Annotated in this window: 13 protein-coding genes; 9 read left to right on the top strand and 4 right to left on the bottom strand. The window is 62.8% G+C overall.

What is annotated here, in order from left to right:
* The first annotated feature begins 54 nt into the window (after window positions 1-54).
* The 3 genes from aceA to OHD62_RS06825 all read left to right on the top strand — a co-directional run bounded on the left by aceA (window position 55) and on the right by OHD62_RS06825 (window position 2,329).
* Window positions 55-1,344, top strand: coding sequence for an isocitrate lyase (aceA, locus tag OHD62_RS06835; protein WP_263781707.1), 1,290 nt, complete (start codon window positions 55-57; stop codon window positions 1,342-1,344).
* Window positions 1,345-1,395: 51 nt separating this feature from the next.
* Window positions 1,396-1,638 carry a hypothetical protein gene (locus OHD62_RS06830; RefSeq protein ID WP_263781706.1) on the top strand — a complete coding sequence of 81 codons (243 nt, stop codon included), beginning with the start codon at window positions 1,396-1,398 and terminating at the stop codon, window positions 1,636-1,638.
* Between the two features lie 301 nt (window positions 1,639-1,939).
* Window positions 1,940-2,329 (top strand): response regulator, encoded by a 390-nt coding sequence (locus OHD62_RS06825; protein WP_263781705.1) that lies wholly within the window; start codon window positions 1,940-1,942, stop codon window positions 2,327-2,329.
* A gap of 6 nt (window positions 2,330-2,335) precedes the next feature.
* Here OHD62_RS06825 and OHD62_RS06820 read toward each other — a convergent pair whose 3' ends face one another.
* Window positions 2,336-3,052 (bottom strand): HAD family hydrolase, encoded by a 717-nt coding sequence (locus OHD62_RS06820; protein ID WP_263781704.1) that lies wholly within the window; start codon window positions 3,050-3,052, stop codon window positions 2,336-2,338.
* Between the two features lie 156 nt (window positions 3,053-3,208).
* On the opposite strand from OHD62_RS06820, the gene OHD62_RS06815 reads away from it, so the two are divergent.
* From OHD62_RS06815 to OHD62_RS06805, 3 genes are all read left to right on the top strand, one after another.
* Entirely contained in the window at window positions 3,209-4,645 is a 1,437-nt protein-coding gene (locus tag OHD62_RS06815; RefSeq protein ID WP_263781703.1) for a glutamine synthetase family protein, read from the top strand.
* Between the two features lie 6 nt (window positions 4,646-4,651).
* Window positions 4,652-5,938 (top strand): NAD(P)/FAD-dependent oxidoreductase, encoded by a 1,287-nt coding sequence (locus OHD62_RS06810; RefSeq protein WP_263781702.1) that lies wholly within the window; start codon window positions 4,652-4,654, stop codon window positions 5,936-5,938.
* Window positions 5,939-6,163: 225 nt separating this feature from the next.
* Window positions 6,164-6,991 carry an SH3 domain-containing protein gene (locus OHD62_RS06805; RefSeq protein ID WP_263781701.1) on the top strand — a complete coding sequence of 276 codons (828 nt, stop codon included), beginning with the start codon at window positions 6,164-6,166 and terminating at the stop codon, window positions 6,989-6,991.
* Between the two features lie 129 nt (window positions 6,992-7,120).
* Here OHD62_RS06805 and OHD62_RS06800 read toward each other — a convergent pair whose 3' ends face one another.
* Window positions 7,121-7,867, bottom strand: coding sequence for an SDR family oxidoreductase (locus OHD62_RS06800; protein ID WP_263782313.1), 747 nt, complete (start codon window positions 7,865-7,867; stop codon window positions 7,121-7,123).
* A 222-nt stretch (window positions 7,868-8,089) separates the two neighbouring features.
* On the opposite strand from OHD62_RS06800, the gene zwf reads away from it, so the two are divergent.
* The 3 genes from zwf to edd all read left to right on the top strand — a co-directional run bounded on the left by zwf (window position 8,090) and on the right by edd (window position 12,148).
* Entirely contained in the window at window positions 8,090-9,559 is a 1,470-nt protein-coding gene (gene zwf / locus OHD62_RS06795) for a glucose-6-phosphate dehydrogenase (protein ID WP_263781700.1), read from the top strand.
* Entirely contained in the window at window positions 9,541-10,254 is a 714-nt protein-coding gene (gene pgl, locus OHD62_RS06790; protein WP_263781699.1) for a 6-phosphogluconolactonase, read from the top strand. Before zwf ends, pgl begins: the two co-directional genes overlap by 19 nt.
* Before the next feature lie 70 nt (window positions 10,255-10,324).
* Complete coding sequence (edd, locus tag OHD62_RS06785; RefSeq protein ID WP_263781698.1) at window positions 10,325-12,148, top strand: phosphogluconate dehydratase; 1,824 nt, start codon at window positions 10,325-10,327, stop codon at window positions 12,146-12,148.
* 64 nt (window positions 12,149-12,212) lie between these two features.
* Here edd and OHD62_RS06780 read toward each other — a convergent pair whose 3' ends face one another.
* Together OHD62_RS06780 and OHD62_RS06775 are read right to left on the bottom strand one after the other, a co-directional pair.
* Window positions 12,213-13,883 (bottom strand): vWA domain-containing protein, encoded by a 1,671-nt coding sequence (locus OHD62_RS06780; RefSeq protein ID WP_263781697.1) that lies wholly within the window; start codon window positions 13,881-13,883, stop codon window positions 12,213-12,215.
* 144 nt (window positions 13,884-14,027) lie between these two features.
* The gene (locus tag OHD62_RS06775; RefSeq protein ID WP_263781696.1) at window positions 14,028-15,026 is read right to left on the bottom strand and encodes a GlxA family transcriptional regulator; all 999 of its coding nucleotides are present in this window, start codon (window positions 15,024-15,026) and stop codon (window positions 14,028-14,030) included.

Below are 15,026 nucleotides of genomic sequence, written 5' to 3'. Positions count from 1 at the left end.
TTTTCTATGACTTGGCGTCTTTAAAGCTCGACACAGACCCATTCGGAGTGATCAATGACTGATTTTTACAACCTCGTTCCCTCCGCGCCGGAAGGCCGCTTCGACGGTATCGAACGGCCCTATTCGCCGCAGGATGTGAAGCGGTTGCGCGGTTCCGTCCAGATCCGGCAGAGCCTCGCCGAAATGGGCGCCAACCGGTTGTGGAAGCTCATCCACGAGGAGGATTTCGTCAACGCGCTCGGCGCCATGTCGGGCAACCAGGCAATGCAGCAGGTGCGGGCCGGCCTGAAGGCAATCTATCTGTCCGGGTGGCAGGTCGCAGCCGATGCCAACACCGCATCCGCCATGTATCCGGATCAGTCGCTCTATCCGGCCAATGCCGCGCCTGAACTGGTCAAGCGCATCAACCGCACGCTGCAGCGCGCCGACCAGATCGAGACCTCCGAAGGCAAGGGGCTTTCGGTCGACACCTGGTTCGCGCCGATCGTTGCCGATGCGGAGGCCGGCTTCGGCGGCCCGCTCAATGCCTTCGAGATCATGAAGGCCTTCATCGAGGCGGGTGCCGCCGGTGTCCATTATGAGGACCAATTGGCATCGGAAAAGAAATGCGGTCATCTCGGCGGCAAGGTGCTGATCCCGACCGCCGCGCATATCCGCAACCTCAACGCCGCGAGGCTTGCCGCCGACGTGATGGGCACGCCGACGCTGGTTGTCGCCCGCACTGACGCCGAAGCGGCAAAGCTGCTCACCTCAGACATCGACGAGCGCGACCAGCCCTTCGTCGACTATGACGCCGGCCGCACGGTGGAGGGCTTTTATCAAGTCAGGAACGGCATCGAGCCCTGCATTGCGCGGGCGATCGCCTACGCGCCTCATGCGGACCTGATCTGGTGCGAAACCTCGAAGCCCGATCTGGCGCAGGCCAAAAAATTCGCCGAGGGCGTTCGCAAGCACCATCCGGGCAAGCTGCTCGCCTATAATTGCTCGCCGTCGTTCAACTGGAAGAAGAACCTCGACGACGCCACGATCGCCAAGTTCCAGAGGGAGCTCGGCGCCATGGGTTACAAATTCCAGTTCATCACGCTGGCCGGTTTCCACCAGCTCAATTTCGGCATGTTCGAGCTCGCCCGCGGCTACAAGGCACGACAGATGGCTGCCTATTCCGAGTTGCAGGAAGCCGAGTTCGCGGCCGAAGCCCATGGCTACACGGCGACCAAGCATCAGCGCGAGGTCGGCACCGGTTACTTCGACGCCGTGTCGATGGCGATCACCGGCGGCCGGTCCTCGACCACGGCCATGCATGAATCGACCGAGCACGCCCAGTTTAAGCCGGCCGCGGAATAGCAGGAACGCAACAACAGAGAAAACGCCCCTAAGGACTCAGGGAGAAGACCAATGGCATCGATCAGTCGCGTCAAGGAACGGGCCGAAGAGCAGGCCACCACCATGAGTGTCGACCAGCAGGCGACCATACGCATGCTGGCGAACGATCTGCATAGGCTCAACCAATCCGTCATGAAAGCTGTCGAGGCCGGTGTCTCGGTGGAGCTCGTGCGCTCGGCAAGACACCATGGCGGCGACGGCAATTGGGGCGACCTGCTGATCCCGGTGATCGTCACGCAGCGGAGCCAGGGCTGATCGAAATCCGGTCGGAACGACTTCACCTGCGTGATTTTCCGCGCAGGTGATTTTCGTTTTGTACAATCCTTCACCGCCGACCCATAGGTAAAGATTTAACTTATATTTAATCGACTGTGTCGGCCTCTTCGAAACCTGCCGTTTCAACTTGACATGGGACGCGATCTCACGCCAATTGTCGCTCTGATTTCAACTCTGCATTGAAACAGAGACGAGTGCTGTCCTGCCTATGCGCCCCATGAATCGCGAGACCAAGACTGCAAGCCACCTGACTTTGGTGAGCCGGAAGGGGGAGTCCCAGATGCTCACGGACTTTACCCGCGTGCTCGTCGTTGGAAAATCGCCGATCAACCGGGTGGTGGTTTCGAAGATCGTTGAACGGTCCGGGCTGAAACCGATCTCGGAATCGCCCGAAACGGCCGCAACGGCGTTGCGATCGCCCATTCCCGGCACTGTCGTTCTCGATGGTGGAGCTGATAACAAGGACTGCGACGCGCTGCTGTCCGGTATCGGCGCGCTGCGGCGGACGTCAGGCAAGTCGCTCCCTTCGGTAATCCTGCTTTCAACCAAGAATGGCACACCCGAGAGCTTGGGTCTGTCCAGCGTCATCGACGCGGTGGTGGTCAAGCCGATCACACCCGAACGGCTGCAGCCGGTGATCGACCACCTGATCGAACTCGGACGCAGTTAGCTACCTTCAACCTGCCTTCCCGATGCTTTCGATCAGCCCGGGCAGTTTCGACAGATCGGCAATCTGGCGGAAGCGAGGTGCTGCAACCGGCGGCTCGACATGCTCCAGCACCCAAGTCAGTTCATGCGGCACGTGGATGCCCCAACCGCCGGCCTCGATGGCCGGCACCACGTCCGACTTCAGCGAGTTGCCAACCATCATGCTTTTTTCCGGACCATCGCCGTGGTGGGCAAAGATCCTGGTATAGGTGGCCGCGCTCTTGTCGCTGACGATCTCGACCGCATCGAACAGATCCCCCAAGCCTGATTGCGCCAGCTTCCGCTCCTGGTCGAAGAGGTCGCCCTTGGTGATCAGCACCAGGCGGTACGCACCTGCCAGCTCTTCCACGGTTTCGCGCGCATGAGGCAACGCCTCGATCGGATGGCTGAGCATGTCGCGGCCAGCGGCAAGAATTTCGGCGATGACCGAGGCCGGCGCGCGACCTTCGGTGATCTCGATCGCCGTCTCGATCATCGACAGGGTAAATCCTTTGATGCCGAAGCCGTAGATTGCGAGGTTGCGCCTCTCCGCCTCCAGCAGCCTTGCCGAGATGTGCCACTCCTCGGCGTGGTCGGCGAGCAGAGCGGCAAAGCGCTTCTCGGTCATGCGGAAGAACTGCTCGTTCTGCCAGAGCGTGTCGTCGGCGTCGAAGCCGATCGTGGTCAATTGGGGATTGTTCTGCATTCGATGTTAAACTGAAACTGGGACATTAATTCGCGAGAGGTCGAACCTAAGCTGCCTGGAGCGATTTTCAACTGCGCAGACGATACCGGCAAGCTCCCCTTCCCTTCCATCACCGGCCCCGGCTATACTCCAAAATCCGCAAACCTAATCTGGTGAATGATGCCGCCTGCAAAAAAGGAAGTCCGTCCGTCGAGCCGCGGAGGACGTGCCCGCACGCCTGCGTTCGTGAAAAATCAACGTGGCGTGAAAAACTGGAAGGAGGTCAGCGCCTGGCTGGAATGGCGCGGCATCGAAGACATCGAATGCATCACGCCCGACCAGGCCGGTGTTGCGCGCGGCAAGATGATGCCGTCGAAGAAATTCACTTCCAACACTTCGTTGGCGCTGCCCTCGGCGGTGTTCATGACAACGATCTCCGGCGGCTATCCGGAGGACGGCAACGGCTTCCACTATCCGGAAGACGACGGCGACCTCAAGCTGATGCCGGATCTTTCGACCTTGACCGTGGTTCCATGGGAAGAGGATCCGACGGCAGCGGTCATTTGCGACCTCGTCCACCAGGACGGCCGCTCGGTCGAATTCACGCCGCGCAACGTGCTACGGCGTGTGCTTGCGGCTTACGACAAGCGCGGGCTGAAGCCGGTGGTGGCGCCCGAAATCGAATTCTACCTGGTGCGCAAGAATCCCGACCCGGACTACCCGCTGACGCCGCCCGTCGGGCGCTCCGGACGGCCGATCGGCGGCGGCGCCGGCTATTCGATCGCCGGCGTCAATGAATTCGACGAACTGATCGACGACATCTACCATTTCTCCGAAAGCCAGGGCCTGGAGATCGACACGTTGATCCATGAGGAGGGTGCTGGCCAGCTCGAGATCAATCTGCGCCATGGCGATCCGATCGAGCTCGCCGACCAGGTATTCATGTTCAAGCGCACTATTCGCGAGGCGGCGCTGAAGCACGAGATCTATGCCACCTTCATGGCTAAACCGATCCAGGGCCAGCCTGGTTCGGCCATGCATATCCACCAGTCGATCATCGACAAGAAGACCGGCAAGAACATTTTTTCGGCCGAGGACGGCTCGGAAACCGACGACTTCTTCCATTTCATCGGCGGCATGCAGCAACATGTGCCGAACGCGCTGGTGATGTTTGCGCCCTATGTCAATTCCTACCGCCGGCTGACGCAGGCGGCATCGGCGCCGGTCAATAACAAATGGGGTTATGACAACCGCACCACCGCCTTCCGCGTCCCGCGCTCCGACCCGGCGGCGCGGCGCGTCGAAAACCGCATCCCTTCCTCCGACGCCAACCCCTATCTGGCGCTGGCCGCATCGCTGGCTTGCGGGCTGATCGGCATGACCAACAAGATCAAGGCCGAACCGCCGGTGCTGACGACCGCCAACGAGGCCGAGATCGACCTGCCACGCGGCCTGCTCGAAGCCGTCGACCTTTTCGAGGCCGACGAGGAACTTTGCGCGCTGCTGGGCAAATCCTTCGCCGCGACCTACGCGGCGATCAAGCGGGCGGAATTCGAGACCTTCATGGAAGTGATCAGCCCGTGGGAGCGGGAGTATCTGCTGCTCAACGTCTGACCGATCATGAGTTATCAATCTCCGATTTCGCCGGGACGATCCTGGTACGAAGATACCGTTGGACCGCGGCCCGAATATTCCGGACTTGACGGCGACCTGACTTGCGACGTGGTCATCATCGGCGGCGGCTTTACCGGCCTGTCGGCCGCGGTCCATCTCGCCAAGGCCGGCAGCAATGTCGTGCTGATCGAAGCGTATCGTTTTGGCGATGGCGCATCCGGCCGCAATGGCGGTCAGCTTGGGACAGGCCAGCGTGCCTGGGCCGAGGAACTGGAGGCCGAATACGGCCTTTCCCGCGCCAAGGCGCTGTTCGACCTGGCGGAGGAGGCCAAGGCGCACCTCATGGAATTCGCCGCCGTCAACCGGATCGAGATCGACTATATGCCGGGCCAGATGTCGGTGGCGCACAAGAAGCGCTATGTCGACGACTACAAGGCGCATGCCGAGATCATGGCGAGCCGCTTCGGCTATCCGCATATCTCCTTCATGGATGCCAGGGAGACGGCGGAGCGGCTGGGGTCTACCGCTTATTTCGGCGGCACCCGCGATATCGGCACCGGCCACATCCATCCGCTGAAGCTGGTGATCGGCACGGCAAAGGTAGCGGCTGAGGCCGGCGCGCAGCTATTCGAGCAGACGCTGGCGACCGGTATCACCTCCGTTGGCGGCAAGGTCAAGGTCACGACCCCGAACGGCACGATCACTGCCGAAAAATGCCTGGTCGGCGTCAATGCCTATGGCGGCGCGCTCGAGCCGGTAAGTGCGGCGCACATCATGCCGATCGGCTCCTTCATCGGCGCGACGGTGCCGCTCGGAGCTGATACAAAAGTGCTGCCAGGCGGCGAGGCGGTCGACGATTCGCGCTTCGTCGTGCGCTATTTCCGCAAATCCAGGGATGGTCGGCTGCTGTTCGGCGGACGTGAGATCTACGCGGTCAACGATCCAAGGGACATCCATATCCACATCCGCCGGCAGATAGCTGAGCTTTATCCCGACCTCAGGGATGTCGAGATCACGCATGGCTGGGGCGGCTATGTCGGCATCACGGTGCCGAGGAAGCCTTTCGTGCGCGAAGTGATGCCCAATGTGATTTCGGTCGGCGGCTATTCCGGCCACGGCGTCATGCTGTCGAACTTCTTCGGCAAGCTCTATGCAGAGACCGTTTCAGGCAACCGGGACCGGCTGAAACTGATCGAGGATTTGAAAATTCCGCCCTTTCCCGGTGGCCGGCGCTGGCGCACGCCTTTGCTCTTCCTTGCGCTCAACTGGTTTGCCTTGAGGGACAGGATTTAACCACAGATTGCAGAAACCCCTTGGCAGAACACCTTCCAAGGGTGCAGAATCGTTGGCAAAAGGCGCAGTGATGCCACAATCGCGGTTAAAAGATGCTGGCCGTGGGCAGTTAAGCGGGGCTTTTGCGGGCTTGCCCGCGCGTGTTTTTTGGGGACCGATGCCGATCGAATGCCGGCTTTCCGGCACAGATCGAAAGAACATCGGCCCGCAAATGGAGGTGGCAGAGTGAGAGAGCCCTTCAGTTTCGGCATGCCGGAACGACGGCGCTTTGCGATGCAGTTCGGCTACGACATGCGGCCTACCTTCTGGCAAGGAGTCCGCTCGAACTCGCATCTGGTGATCGCCGCGCTTGGCACCGCAGCGCTGCTTGGCGTGGCCGCGGTTGCGCTATGGCTGGCATTGCCGGCCAGCGAGAGACAAGCCGTCGCGAGCCCCGAGCAGACCGTCCCGACCATTCCGGTAAAGACAACCAAGATCATCCCGGCGGCCACAACGGCCGCTGCACTGCCGCGGGCCGCCGCCAAGGGCGACGCGGTTTCGCCGGTGGTGGTCGCGGCGGAGGCCGAGGTACAGGCGCTGGCGCCGAATGACCCCCGCTGGACAGGATCAAAGACCGCACCCGCTCCCGCCACTGACACATCCGGCCAGGTGGCAGGCCAGAGCGGGCAGGCGGCTGAAAAGCCGGCCGCTGCGGCGGCATTCGCCGACCCGGCGGCAAAGAACGATGCGGCAACAATGCTTGCCAAAGTCGCGGCCCCGGGCAAGACGGCCACGGACGGCGCGCAAACCGCTGCCATTCCAGCCGTGAATCCACAAGCGCAGGATGACAGCGATCAAGCCAAAGCCAAGTCCCGGAAAGCAGCGGCGGCCGCCACCGGACGCATCCTGAGGGCCGTCACCATGCGAACCGGTCCGAAGAAGAATGCAGCCGCCATGGTCACCGTTCCCGCCAAGACGTCCGTGCAGGTGATGGGCTGCAAGCAATGGTGCCAGATCGTCTACAACGGCAAGCGCGGCTGGATCTACAAGAGTTACATCAAGACCGGCGCCTGATGGCCGCGCCGGCCTGAAACCCGTATCAAGGCACCGGTTGCGGTGAGAACCATGGCCCGTTCCATCTCAGCGTCTTATGCCTTTCGCCGGACGCTCAAGTCAAATTGCGGCCCGAGATAGCCGGACGGATCAGATGCAGCGTCCGCCATCGACTTCGAGCGCCACGCCGGTGATGAAAGCCGCCTCATCGGACGCCAGCCACAGTGCCGCGTTGGCTATGTCGAGTGGCGTCGAGAGCCGGCCAAGCGGGATCGATGCACGGAATTTCTCACGCATTTCCGGCGTGTCGGCGCCCATGAATTTTTCCAGCATGCCGGTCTCGCCGGCAACCGGACAGAGGCAGTTGACGCGGATATTCTTCGGCGCGAGTTCCACCGCCATCGACTTGGTCGCGGTGATCGCCCAGCCCTTCGACGCGTTGTACCAGGTAAGGCCGGGCCGCGGCCTGATGCCGGCCGTGGAAGCCGTGGTCAGGATGACGCCGCCGCCTTGCCGGTCCATGATCGGCACCACGGCAAGTGCTGCATGATAGATCGCCTTCATGTTGACGGCCGTGATCAGATCGAAGGTCGTCTCGTCGACATCGAGCATGTCGCCGTTGCGATGGGTGTAGCCGGCATTGTTGACCATGATGTCGATGCGGCCAAAGGCGCTCTTTGCGGCATAGACCATCTCGTCGAATTCGGAACGCAGCGAGACGTCCGTCTGGGTCCAGATCGCCTTCCGACCGATCTCGCCGGCAACGCGTTCGGCGCCCTTGGCATTGAGATCGGCGACGACGACGCTCGCGCCCTCCTCGGCAAAGCGCCGCGCCATGCCCTCGCCGAAACCGGACGCAGCGCCGGTGATGATGGCGACCTTGTTTTCCAGGCGCATGCTTTTCTCACTCATTGAACCGCTCTATGCTGCATGTGCGAAGGCCTCCCGGAGCCATCGCTAGCGACAAGCCTCCGGGTCGCGCCAGTGTCAAGGGTACATGTTAGGACCAATCGGTGACGACCGACTGGCCTTGGGATGTGACACCATGGCACTGGAAAATTTAAATCGATTAGAATATATCAGCCGCGTACTCGTGACCGGCGTCAGAGCGGACGGACCATGACCAGCCAGATCATCCCTGTCGACCCTTTCGACTTCATCATTTTCGGCGGCACCGGCGATCTGTCGGAACGCAAGCTCCTGCCGTCGCTCTACCATCGCCAGCGCGACCATCAGTTCTCCGAACCGACCCGTATCATCGGCACCTCGCGCTCGAAGATGACCGACGAGGAATTCCAGGCTTTCGCCAAGCAGGCGATTTCGGACCATGTGAAGCCGGCCGACATCGACGCCAAGGAGCTGAAGACGTTTCTTGCCCGCCTTTCCTATGTCTCGGCCGACGCCACCACCGGCGCCGGTTTCGACAAGCTGAAGAAGGCGATCGGCGACAGCGACCGCATCCGCGCCTTCTATTTGGCGGTGGCGCCGGCGCTGTTCGGCGACATCTCGCACAAGCTGAAAGAGCACAATCTGATCACGCCGAATTCGCGCATCGTGCTGGAGAAGCCGATCGGGCGTGATCTCGCCTCGGCGCGCACGCTCAACGACCTGGTCGGCGATGATTTCCACGAAAGCCAGATCTTCCGCATCGACCACTATCTCGGCAAGGAGACAGTGCAGAACCTAATGGCGCTGCGCTTTGCCAATGCGCTCTATGAGCCGTTGTGGAATTCCGCCAATGTCGACCATGTGCAGATCACCGTGGCCGAGACGGTTGGCCTGGAAGACCGCGTCACCTATTACGACAAGGCCGGCGCGCTGCGCGACATGGTGCAGAACCACATGCTGCAGCTGCTCTGCCTCGTCGCCATGGAGGCGCCGTCGTCGATGGACGCCGACGCCGTGCGCGACGAAAAGCTGAAGGTGCTGCGGTCGCTGAAGCGCATCAATGGCAACGAGGCGCCCAAGCATACGGTGCGCGGCCAGTACCGCGCCGGAGCCTCGGCCGGAGGGCCGGTGAAGAGCTATGTCGAGGAACTCGGCAAGGACAGCAACACCGAGACCTTCGTCGCCATCAAGGCCGAGATCGGCAACTGGCGCTGGGCGGGCGTGCCGTTCTACCTCAGGACGGGCAAGCGGCTGGCGACCCGCGTTTCGGAAATCGTCATCGAATTCAAGCCAATCCCACATTCGATCTTCGACGACAGCGCCGGGCCGATCTTCGCCAACCAACTGGTCATCAGGCTGCAGCCGGACGAAGGCGTCAGGCAGTTCATCATGATCAAGGATCCGGGGCCGGGCGGCATGCGGCTGCGCCAGATTTCGCTCGACATGAGTTTCGCGCAATCCTTCGACGGCCGCGCGCCCGATGCCTATGAGCGGCTGATCATGGATGTCATCCGCGGCAACCAGACGCTGTTCATGCGCCGCGACGAGGTCGAGGCGGCGTGGCAATGGATCGACCCGATCCAGAACGCCTGGGAAAGCGCAAGGCAGGACGCGCAAGGCTATACGGCGGGCACATGGGGACCTTCGGCCTCGATTGCGCTGATCGAACGCGACGGGCGGACATGGCACGAGAGCAATTGAACGCCGCCTACAACTGGAACGGCTTCGCCGACCGCCCCGAATTGGCGGCCGCACTTGCCGATCATGTTGCGGGCCGCCTCACCAAGGCGATCGCAGAGCGCGGCACCGCGCTGCTGGCCGTCTCCGGCGGCACGACGCCGGCGAAATTCTTTGCCGCCCTCTCGGCAATCCCGATTGCCTGGGACAAGGTCACGGTGACGCTGATCGACGAGCGTTTCGTGCCTCCTTCCTCACCGCGCTCCAACGCTGCGCTGGTGGCCGCCAACCTCTTGCAGAACGCTGCGTCCGCGGCGCGCTTCGTGCCGCTCTACCACGAGGCGGCAAGCATCGAGGATGCGGCGGCATCGGACAGCGAAGCGCTGAAATCGCTGCCCTGGCCGCTCGACGTGGCGATACTCGGCATGGGCGCCGACGGACACACGGCCTCGTTCTTTCCCGATGCCGACAATCTCCCGGCATTGCTCGACCCGTCCTCGCCAAGGATCGTGCTGCCGGTACACGCACCGAGCGGCGGTGAGCCTCGGCTCACGCTGTCGATGGCGCGGATCATCGATGCCGGTTTCGTCGCGCTGCATATCGAAGGCGATGACAAGCGCACCGCGTTTGACGGCGCCATGGGACCGGGCGCGAGAAAGCCCATTCGCGCCGTGATCGACGCAGCGCCCAAGGCCGTAGAGGTTTTCTGGGCACCCTGATTTTCAACTCGCCAATGGTCCCGGCAGACGGTGGGAGGATGTTTTCCGGGGCCACGAAAGGACCGACGCCATGGCCGCAAGACGCGACATCGAAGCCATCACCGAGCGCATCCGCCAACGCTCCAAACCAGGCCGCGAGGCCTATCTCGGCCGCATTGCCGAGGCGTCGAACCGCACCGCCAACCGGGCCGTGCTGTCCTGCGGCAACCTCGCGCATGGCTTTGCGGTCTGCAGCCCTTCCGAAAAGGTGGCGCTGGGCGGCGACCGGGTGCCGAACCTCGGCATCATCACCTCCTACAATGACATGCTGTCGGCACATCAGCCATTCGAGACATTTCCGGCATTGATCAAGGATGCGGCGCGCGAGGCCGGCGGCATTGCCCAGGTGGCCGGCGGCGTGCCGGCGATGTGCGATGGCGTCACGCAGGGCCAGCCCGGCATGGAGCTGTCGCTGTTCTCACGCGACGTGATCGCCATGGCCGCGGCAATCGGCCTGTCGCACAATATGTTCGATGCCGCCGTCTATCTCGGCGTCTGCGACAAGATCGTGCCGGGACTGGTGATCGCAGCTCTGACGTTCGGCCACCTGCCGGCGGTGTTCATCCCGGCCGGGCCGATGACGACAGGCCTGCCCAACGACGAAAAGGCCAAGGTCCGCCAACTCTATGCCGAAGGCAAGGCGGGTCGCGCCGAACTGCTCGAGGCCGAGTCCAAATCCTATCACGGGCCGGGAACCTGCACCTTCTACGGCACGGCCAACTCCAACCAGATGCTGATGGAGATCATGGGCCTGCACACCCCTGGCGCCTCCTTCGTCAATCCCGGCACACCGCTGCGCGATGCGCTGACCAGGGAAGCGACGAAGCGGGCACTGGCGATCACCGCGCTCGGCAATGCCTATACGCCGGCAGGGCGCATGATCGACGAGCGCTCGATCGTCAACGGCATCGTCGGCCTGCATGCCACCGGCGGCTCGACCAATCACACCATCCATCTGGTCGCCATGGCGGCGGCGGCGGGCATTGCCATTAACTGGCAGGATATTTCGGACCTGTCGGAAGCCGTGCCGCTGCTGGCCCGGGTCTATCCGAACGGGCTTGCCGACGTGAACCATTTCCATGCGGCTGGAGGGCTCGGCTTCCTGATCCGCGAACTGCTCGACGAAGGCATCCTGCATGAGGACGTGCAGACGGTGTGGGGCGAAGGCTTGAGGCCCTATGCGGTCGAGGCCAAGCTCGGCGCCGACGGCAGCGTGGTGCGCGAGGCCGCCCCCCGCGAAAGCGGCGACGAGAAGGTGCTGGCGCCGTTCAAGAAGGCGTTCCAGCCGACAGGCGGGCTGAAAATGCTTTCCGGCAATCTCGGCCACGCCGTCATCAAGACTTCCGCCGTGAAGCCGGAGCGGCGCATCATCGAGGCGCCGGCCAAGGTGTTCGACAGCCAGCAAGGGCTGAACGACGCATTCAAGGCCGGAACGCTCACCGGCGACTTCATCGCCGTCATCCGCTTCCAGGGGCCTAAAGCCAACGGCATGCCGGAACTGCACAAGCTGACCACCGTGCTGGGCATCCTGCAGGATCGCGGCCAGCATGTGGCGCTGGTGACCGACGGGCGCATGTCGGGCGCATCCGGCAAGGTGCCGGCGGCGATCCATGTGACGCCGGAAGCGGTCGAGGACGGACCGATCGCCCGGATCCATGATGGCGACATCATCAGGCTGGACGCCGAGGCCGGAACGCTGGAAGTGCTGGTGCCGGCGGCTGATTTCGCGCTGCGCCGGACGGCGGATGCCGACCTCATCGGCAATGAGTTCGGCTTCGGCCGCGAGCTTTTCGCCGGGTTCCGGCAATTGGTGGGCCGCGCCGACCATGGCGCCAGCGCATTCGGAACGGCGTGACGGCTTTTTTCCGTCATGAAAAAGGGCGGCTCGTGGCCGCCCTCCGTTTGTTGCAATCCGAATTCTATTGCACGGTAAGCTCGGCTCGTTCACCGGCCTTCACGGTCACGGTGCCTTCCTTGCGGCTATTGTCCGACTTCTCCGAGACGACGACGTAGTCGCCGGCCGATATGGCCGCCTGATACTTCTGGTCATAGGCATAGCCGAGCGATTTGCGATTGCCGTTAATGTCCTTCTTCGCCTCGAATATCTCGACCTTCGAGGTTCCGGGTGCAGTGATCGCCAGCACGCCGGCATTCATCGCGATCTTCAGATCCTGATGCTCGCCGACCTTGACGCTGAACGCCTGCTCGACGACGGCGAGGTCGACGGTAGCAGCCATCACATAGTCGTCCGGCGGCAGATCGAACTTGCTGTCGGGACCATAGGCATAGGTCACCTCTTCGCGCGTGCCGTCGATCTTCTTTTTCGCCTTGAGCACCTTGAAGCCGACGCCGGTCCCATCGGCCTTGTCGCCACCGGCTGTGTAATAGGCGTTGGCAACGACATTCCCGACGCCAACGATGATGTCCTTGTCGATGACCCTGCCGGCAGTAAGCGGGATCGTTTCGGTCACCACGCCCTGCCCGATCGTGACGGTCACTTTCTCGTCGCCGGCCGGCAGCACGACTTTCGTGTCGCCATAATAGGTCGCGGGCATATCAGCGCCCGGATAGGCGATCACGACAGCCGCGCTATCGGCCACGTCGGCGCCCTCGCTTGGCCGCGGATGAATGATCAACGTGCCGGCATTCAGCGTGAAGAGGGGCTTGTAGACCTGGCCCGCCTCGATCTTGATCTTCTGTTCGGCCTTGGCCTCGCCGATGCGCGCGACGACGATGTAGTCGCCCGGTTCGAGATTGCCCTTGTAGGCCCCGTATTCGGTGGCGATGGAATCGCCGCGCGTGCCGTCGGCCATCGCCTTGTAGATTTCCCAGGCATTGCCGTCAGTGAGAGGATCGCCGCCCTCGGCCAGGACCACGGTCGGGGTGAAATTGAATTCCGGCTTTGCCGGCTCGGGCGCCGGCTGCGGTGCAGGCGCGGGTTCGGGCGCAGGTGCCGGTGCAGGTTCAGGTGCAGCGACCGTTTCGGCGAGCGCTTCCTGCAGCGCCTTCTCGTCCGAGGCCTGGATGTATTTGCCGCCGGTGTTTTCGGCGAGGCAGGCGACCTGCTTGCCCTCATCAGCGGTCAGGCCGAAGCCGACGACGTCAGCGGTGAAATCAACCCCGGCAGCCTTCAGTTCCTTGCCAAGCGCGCAAGGATCGCCACCGCAGGTTTCGAGCCCGTCGGTGATGAGAACGACCGTGGCCTTGTCCTCGGTGTATTTCAACGCTTCGGCCGCTTGCTTGACGGCCGCGCTCAGCGGCGTCTTGCCGAGAAATTTCAGGCTGTCGGCGGCGGTGGAAATGGCGCCGGCCGAACCCGGCTGTGGCGGCACGATGAGTTCGATGTCCTCGCAACTGGCCTTCTCGCGATGGCCATAGGCCATGAAGCCGATCTCCCTGTCGGTCGGGATCGACTGCAGCGCGGCTCTGAGGGACTCGCGGGCTATTTCGAGCTTGGGCTTGCCGTCGATCTGCGCCCACATGGAGCCGGAGGCATCGAGAATGACGATGACACGATCGGCGGCATGGCCGAGCGTCGTCATCCACAGCAGGAAGGCCGCCGCAGCGACGCTCCGCGCAAGTCCCACCATGAAAATCTCCTGAGCAAGCCCCCAAAGGGGAAGGCTATTTGACGTGGCGGCAGGACACAAGCCGCGCCAGACGTTAAGCACAACTGAACGCCATTTCGCGCGACGGCAGCGCTATACGTTGGAGAGGCTCGCAGCCTTGAACAGTCAGTATGTCGTGCGCCGCTCCTCGGAAGGCGGCCGGCCGAACTGCAGCCGGTAGCTCTGGGCGAAATAGGAGTGCGAGGTGAAGCCGGTGGCGATCGCCACGTCGAGTATCGGCATGTTGGTCTGGCGCAGCAATTCCCGGGCCCGCTCGAGCCTGAGGCGCATGTAATAGCGGCCGGGCGTCACGCTGAGATGGCGCAGGAACAGGCGCTCGACCTGGCGCACTGACAGGCCCGCCGATTTGGCGAGTTGCACCGCCGACAGCGGCTCGTCGAGGTGGTCGGCCATCAATTCGACAATGCGCCTCAGCTTCTCCGACTTGCCGGTCAGGTCGCGTTCCGGCCCGACGCGCTGGCGGTCGCCGGCGGAGCGGATGCGCTCGTGCTGGAACTGGTTGGCGACGCCATTGGCGAGGTTGGAGCCGAAATCGCCGCGCACGATCTCCAGCATCAGATCGATCGAGGTGGTGCCGCCGGCGCAGGTGTAGCGCTTGCGGTCGATCTCGAAGACATTGCCGGTGCAGTTGATGTCGGGGAAGCGCTCGACGAAACCGGCGCGGTTTTCCCAATGGATGGTGCAGCGATAGCCATCGAGCTGGCCCGCCTCGGCAAGCAGATAAGAGCCGACCGACAGTGCGCCGAGCGCATTGCCGCGCCGGCCCCAGCTGCGCAGCGCCGCCAGCACCTTGCTCTTGCCCGGAAATTCCGTCGTCAGTCCGACCGAGACAAAAAGGATATCGACCGGCGGCAGATCGGCGACGGCATAGTCGATCTTGAGCGGCAGGCCATTGGAAGCCATGACGGCGTCGCCGTCGGCCGACACCGTCGTCCAGCCGTAGAAGTCGCGGCCGAGCAGGCGATTGGCCGAGCGGAACGTATCGATCGCCGCAGCCAGCGAGAACATGGAAAACTTGTCGACCAGCAGGAACGCGAATTGCCGGCCGCCTTGAACGGGATCATTCGTGACCGGCCGTTCAACAGGAGCAACAAGGTTCGGCAA

Source organism: Mesorhizobium sp. YC-39, from assembly GCF_025753795.1.
Classification (GTDB): Bacteria; Pseudomonadota; Alphaproteobacteria; order Rhizobiales; family Rhizobiaceae; genus Mesorhizobium.
Note: the sequence above shows the minus strand (reverse complement) of the source record. Positions and strands in the feature narration are given on the sequence as shown.

Coding starts and splice junctions, on each gene's coding strand:
- edd (WP_263781698.1), top strand. CDS start 10,325: ATGGCCGCAAGACGCGACATCGAAGCCATCACCGAGCGCATCCGCCAA.
- OHD62_RS06820 (WP_263781704.1), bottom strand. CDS start 3,052: ATGCAGAACAATCCCCAATTGACCACGATCGGCTTCGACGCCGACGAC.
- aceA (WP_263781707.1), top strand. CDS start 55: ATGACTGATTTTTACAACCTCGTTCCCTCCGCGCCGGAAGGCCGCTTC.
- zwf (WP_263781700.1), top strand. CDS start 8,090: ATGACCAGCCAGATCATCCCTGTCGACCCTTTCGACTTCATCATTTTC.
- OHD62_RS06825 (WP_263781705.1), top strand. CDS start 1,940: ATGCTCACGGACTTTACCCGCGTGCTCGTCGTTGGAAAATCGCCGATC.
- OHD62_RS06800 (WP_263782313.1), bottom strand. CDS start 7,867: ATGCGCCTGGAAAACAAGGTCGCCATCATCACCGGCGCTGCGTCCGGT.
- OHD62_RS06780 (WP_263781697.1), bottom strand. CDS start 13,883: ATGGTGGGACTTGCGCGGAGCGTCGCTGCGGCGGCCTTCCTGCTGTGG.
- pgl (WP_263781699.1), top strand. CDS start 9,541: ATGGCACGAGAGCAATTGAACGCCGCCTACAACTGGAACGGCTTCGCC.
- OHD62_RS06810 (WP_263781702.1), top strand. CDS start 4,652: ATGAGTTATCAATCTCCGATTTCGCCGGGACGATCCTGGTACGAAGAT.
- OHD62_RS06830 (WP_263781706.1), top strand. CDS start 1,396: ATGGCATCGATCAGTCGCGTCAAGGAACGGGCCGAAGAGCAGGCCACC.
- OHD62_RS06815 (WP_263781703.1), top strand. CDS start 3,209: ATGATGCCGCCTGCAAAAAAGGAAGTCCGTCCGTCGAGCCGCGGAGGA.